6 protein-coding genes are annotated in these 4,673 nt (G+C 64.7%); 3 read left to right on the top strand and 3 right to left on the bottom strand.

All coding sequences use genetic code 11. The features are described 5' to 3' along the window. On the bottom strand, positions 1-248 hold a 248-nt coding region (locus N5E02_RS20145; protein ID WP_279946673.1), incomplete at its 3' end, for a hypothetical protein. A gap of 90 nt (positions 249-338) precedes the next feature. Between N5E02_RS20145 and N5E02_RS20140 the strand changes: the two genes are divergently transcribed. The 3 genes from N5E02_RS20140 to N5E02_RS20130 all read left to right on the top strand — a co-directional run bounded on the left by N5E02_RS20140 (position 339) and on the right by N5E02_RS20130 (position 2,661). Further along, positions 339-758 (top strand): hypothetical protein, encoded by a 420-nt coding sequence (locus N5E02_RS20140; protein WP_139726660.1) that lies wholly within the window; start codon positions 339-341, stop codon positions 756-758. Between the two features lie 111 nt (positions 759-869). After that, positions 870-1,532, top strand: coding sequence for a hypothetical protein (locus N5E02_RS20135; RefSeq protein WP_188239196.1), 663 nt, complete (start codon positions 870-872; stop codon positions 1,530-1,532). 253 nt (positions 1,533-1,785) lie between these two features. After that, on the top strand, positions 1,786-2,661 hold the full coding sequence (locus tag N5E02_RS20130; protein WP_188239195.1) for an MnmC family methyltransferase: 876 nt from the start codon (positions 1,786-1,788) through the stop codon (positions 2,659-2,661). A 3-nt stretch (positions 2,662-2,664) separates the two neighbouring features. Here the strand turns inward: N5E02_RS20130 and N5E02_RS20125 are convergent, their stop codons facing one another. Together N5E02_RS20125 and N5E02_RS20120 are read right to left on the bottom strand one after the other, a co-directional pair. Next, complete coding sequence (locus tag N5E02_RS20125) at positions 2,665-3,633, bottom strand: polysaccharide deacetylase family protein (RefSeq protein ID WP_139726659.1); 969 nt, start codon at positions 3,631-3,633, stop codon at positions 2,665-2,667. Between the two features lie 103 nt (positions 3,634-3,736). Further along, on the bottom strand, positions 3,737-4,396 hold the full coding sequence (locus N5E02_RS20120) for a hypothetical protein (RefSeq protein WP_171956381.1): 660 nt from the start codon (positions 4,394-4,396) through the stop codon (positions 3,737-3,739). Positions 4,397-4,673: the final 277 nt, after the last annotated feature.

Raw genomic sequence — 4,673 nt, 5'->3', positions numbered from 1 at the left:
AGCGGCAGCGCACTCAGCACTGCACCGCCGATGCCGATCCACGGCCAGCGCTCACCGCGCACGCGCGAGGCTACGGCCAGGCCGCCGCCCACCAGCGCCGCACCCAGCACGCCCACGCCCAGCCCTGCGGCCATGCCATTGCCACCCGCAGCGACCGCTGCCTGTGCCGCCACGGTGCCTGCCCCCCACCCCACTGCAATACCCAGCCAACTGGCCACGCCGCACCACGGTGCCTTGCCCTGCGCCATCCGAAAACCCCTGTGTCCTTGCCGAATTTCTGTACGGGCCACGCCCGCATGCCGCCTACACTAGCCGCACCTGCCCTGTAGGGACATCCCATGCGCACGCTCCGCCTGCTGCTGCCCGGTGCCCTCCTGCTGCTGACCGCCGCCTGCAGCGGTGACGCCGGGCTTCCGTTTTCCACCGACCCGCTGCAGGGCTGCTTCGCCACCGGCGCGCGCAAGCCGGCCGACTTCCGCATCGACAAGGAAGGCGGCCAGTACTTCGTCTCCTTCAGCCGCGGCGACCAGTGGCAGCGCGAGCCCAATGCGCTGCACAAGGCCACCCGCAGCGAGATCAGCCGCTACTTCCGCGATGACGCCGAGCAGATCGACAGTGCCCTGATCCGCATGTCCGGCGGCTTCGGCATCTTCCACTTCAACAAGGACGCGACGTTGAAGGGCAAGGCCAGCGATAGTGACTACATGGCGTTGATGCTGATCGGTGCTGGGCCGGTGTATGCGGTGAAGTGCGATTAGCGACACAGACTTTTGAGAAATGTTTGAAATCCAAAGAACTGCGTAATGCAACCAAAAGCACCATTGGGCAAGTAGCGAAGATGGAGCCTCACCCAGAATTGAGAGGCCCAAGTGAAATTGCAGCTAGCCATCATCATGTTCATCGCCTCTGCGTCCGTGCAGGCAGGAGACAGGAGTCCAGCTGTCGGACAAACCGCAGACGAAGCAAAGATCCCGGAAAAAATCGTTCGCAGCGCAGAATGGCCCGACTTCATTGGGGGGACGATCCGTGTGGAGCAGTCCCTCACCCGCAACGCGAAGGGACAATATGTATATCGCTACGACGATCAAACGGAAGCGACGAAGCAGTATCACGAGGCTTCCTGCGCAGATCTTGGAATGAACCCTGCCAAGGGCGAGTCCATCACAGTGGGGCCAGGAAGCGCTGCATGGCATTGCTCAAGCATCGATTCGAACAGTGCTAGCGACGCAAGAAGTACTGACTATGTAATTGCCTATGCACCAAATGGACAGGTATCAGCTGGCCAGAACTTCGTTTCCTACGGAACCGTAAGATTCAACAGCCCAGTCAGTGGGAACATCCAGGGTAGCGCGCAAATCGACAACGGAAGGTGCCGGACCTTCTATAGCGAGTACTACCCACCGAATACCGTGGGAAACCACACCGCAAGAGTACTCTGCTTCGCTCATACTCCGCAGACCATGAATACGTTGATGGAAGGGTGCGTACCGCGCGCCTGCGCAAGCGATCGCGGTTCCATCAGGGCCGACTGATACCAGGCTCCTGCCACGGAGGAAAGGGCGCCAAGGCAAGTGACAGCGCGGCCCGAGAGCCCTGCACAAGGCCAGCGACAGCGACTACATGTCGCTGATACTGATCGGGGCCGAGCCGGTGTATGCGGTGAAGTGCAATTGAACTGTAGAGCCGAGCCCGCGCTCGGCTACTTTTGCGGTAGATCCACGCCATGCGTGGATGCAGGCATGGTGGAGCCATGGGACGACTCGGCTCTACAACAGCTGCGGTACCATGCCCTCCCCCCGAACCGCCCCGGTACCCGCCGTGCCCCATTACACCGGCCCCCTGCTGACCCGCGACAGCGCCGACACCCTGCGCCGTGCCCGTGACAAGGGCGCCGCCGACTGGCAGGGCTCGCTCGACCTCGGCCGCAGCCAGGACAGCGTGGCGCTCGATGCGGACGGCTTCCACTTCCGGGGCCAGCCCTACCCGTGGCCGGGCAAGCTGAAGGACCGCACGCTGTACTACTGGGATGGCGAGGAATTCGCGCCGATCTCGCGCTACAGCGGCTCTCTGATCAAGCTGGTGCCGACCGAATGGGGCGCACCGACCTTCGAGATCGACGGCATCAAGATGCTGCCGACCTCGAAGCTGTCGCCGTTCGAGGATGCACGCCGTAAGGTGGAGCTGGTCGCCCCGGCCGGCAAGGTCATCCTCGATACCTGCGGTGGCCTCGGCTACTTCGCTGCCTGTGCGCTGGAAGCCGGTGTCGGCCAGATCCGCTCGTTCGAGAAGAACGCCGATGTGATGTGGCTGCGCACGCTCAACCCCTGGTCGCCGGATCCAGACTCGGCTGCCGCCGGTGGTCGCCTGCAGTTCAGCCACGGTGACGTCTCGCAGCAGATCGAACGGGTGGCCAGCAACAGTGTCGACGCAATCCTGCACGACCCACCGCGCTTCGGCATCGCCGGCGAGCTTTACTCGCAGGTGTTCTACGACCACCTCGCCCGCGTCATCCGCAAGGGCGGTCGCCTGTTCCATTACACCGGCGCGCCGAACAAACTGACCAGCGGCCGCGACGTGCCGCGCGAAGTGGCCAAGCGCCTGGAAAAGGCTGGTTTCAAGGCCGAACTGGCGCTCGACGGCGTGCTGGCCGTCAAGCGCTGAGCCTCACTCCGAATCAACCTTGGCCAGCTTCATCACCCACGCCGGCACCTGCGGTTCGCCGGCGTAGAAGTCCTTCGGCTTGTTCTCCGCCATCGCCCAGCGATGCAGCCAGCTCGGGCCATAGCGGCCGTTGTAGCCTTCCGCACCCCGCGCATACGCCGGGTCACGCATCGCTTCGTCCAGTGAAATGAAGCGATAGCCGCGGCGCTTCGTGGCCGCCACCAGTTCGGCAAGGGTGGCCGCATTGAGCTCGTTGGCGTGCATCAGCCACACCTGCGGCAGCGCGTACCCCAGCAGCGCCTGCGACTGCTTGTCGTAGTAATCCAGCTTGTTCAGCATGTACGGCACGTAGCCCTTGCGCAGCTGCGCCAGCGTCGCGTCGCGCGCCGGCGAATCCGCCTGCTCGTTCATCACGTTGGCATAGGCGAACGCCCACACCCATTCCCCGTTGTCCACCGTCACCGGTGCCACGCGATAGCCATGCTGCTTGAAGAACGCCTCCATCTGCACGCGCTCATCCGCGGTGCGCCCGGCGCGCAGGTAGGGGTGGCGCATCCACTGTGGCGCCTGCCCCTTCTCGGCCAGCAGCGGCCGCAGCACCGTTTCGCCGCGCAGGAAATCCTGCTGGAACGCCGCCACGCCCTTCGCATTCAGATCCATGTGCGAGTACGTGTGGTTGCCCAGCACATAGCCCGCATCGCGCCAGTCGCGCAGCATCTGCACCCGCGCCAGCTGCACCTGTCCATTCACCTCAAGCTTGTTCTCATTGACGAAGCCCACCACCGGCACGCCGGCCTCGCGCAGCTGGGCCATCAACGCTTCGTGCCGCGCCTGCAGATCCGGCGGCACGATCTGGTCCAGCCGTGCCCATGGCAGATCATCGATGGTCACCGCGATACGACGGTCCACCTCGGCGGCGTGTACCGCCAGCGAACACAGCAACAACGGCAACGCACGCAGCAACAAGCGCATCGGGTCTTCCCTGGAGTGGCGAGGCGTCGACTGTAGCGCGATTGCCGCGCGCCGCCGAGCGTGCGCTCTGCATGTCTCGGATCCGGTCGGCCGCGGAGGCCCGTCAGGCCACTGCCGATCGTGCCGCCCGAACCCGCACGATCGCCCGCCACAGGGAGATGCCCCCCACCATCGTCGCCATCAGCAACGCTACCAGCACCAGCGCCAGGTCGTCCGGATTGCGCATCAGCGTTGCGTTCTCGCGCGCCAGGATGTGGAACACCACGGACTGCGCCTGCACCAGCGGGGTATCGCCCTCCGCCACCAGGTCCATCAGGCATGCCGTGGGTGACAAGCGCGCCACGCTGTTCCATGCGTTCTCGTACAGGTGCAGCGTCCACCCGGCCAAGCACAGTGCGCCGCCATGCAGCAGCAGCAGCGCCACGTTCGCCGTGCGCAGCCCATCGCGCAGCCACAGCGCGCGGCTCGCGCACACCGCCATCGCACCCAGCAGCGCCAGCACGATGCCCGCCAATGGAATCCAGCTCAATGGCTGCCAGTCGTCCAATGCACCGGCGCGCGCCATCACCTGTTCGGCCATCTGCAACCGCGCCTGCTCATCCGGGCCACCGCACGCCGCGGTGATCGGCTCCAGCAGCAGGTCGACGCGGCAATGGAAGAACCCGGAAGCCAGTGCAACGGACAGCAACGCGACCAGCTGCAGCATCAGCAGGATCGGCCCCTGCCCACAGATGCGGCGGATTCGGGAGGTGGCAGCGCTCATCGGTTCATCCATGACAGCAAAGAGCCATCCTAACCAAGCAGTTCGCACGTGTCGGCTGGCGGATGCGACACACACCACGCAGCGCCGTTACGATGGCACGGTTGTTTGAATGCGAATTTTCCTTGGTATTCCCGATGGTGATGCTGTACCTGATCGTACGAACGCTGCTGCCCCTGCTGGCATTCGTGCTCGCGTGGTACCTGCTCGCGCGCCTGATCGACGCGCGCGTCGCCCGGCTGACACGCGTCCCGTTGAACCTGCCGGCGCACAGCACCAG

It is taken from the genome of Stenotrophomonas sp. GD03777, assembly GCF_029842485.1.
GTDB lineage: Bacteria > Pseudomonadota > Gammaproteobacteria > Xanthomonadales > Xanthomonadaceae > Stenotrophomonas > Stenotrophomonas sepilia.
The sequence above is the reverse complement of the archived record's forward strand: the minus strand, read 5'-3'. Positions and strand labels throughout refer to the sequence as shown.

Coding starts and splice junctions, on each gene's coding strand:
- N5E02_RS20130 (WP_188239195.1), top strand. CDS start 1,786: ATGCCCTCCCCCCGAACCGCCCCGGTACCCGCCGTGCCCCATTACACC.
- N5E02_RS20120 (WP_171956381.1), bottom strand. CDS start 4,396: ATGAGCGCTGCCACCTCCCGAATCCGCCGCATCTGTGGGCAGGGGCCG.
- N5E02_RS20140 (WP_139726660.1), top strand. CDS start 339: ATGCGCACGCTCCGCCTGCTGCTGCCCGGTGCCCTCCTGCTGCTGACC.
- N5E02_RS20125 (WP_139726659.1), bottom strand. CDS start 3,633: ATGCGCTTGTTGCTGCGTGCGTTGCCGTTGTTGCTGTGTTCGCTGGCG.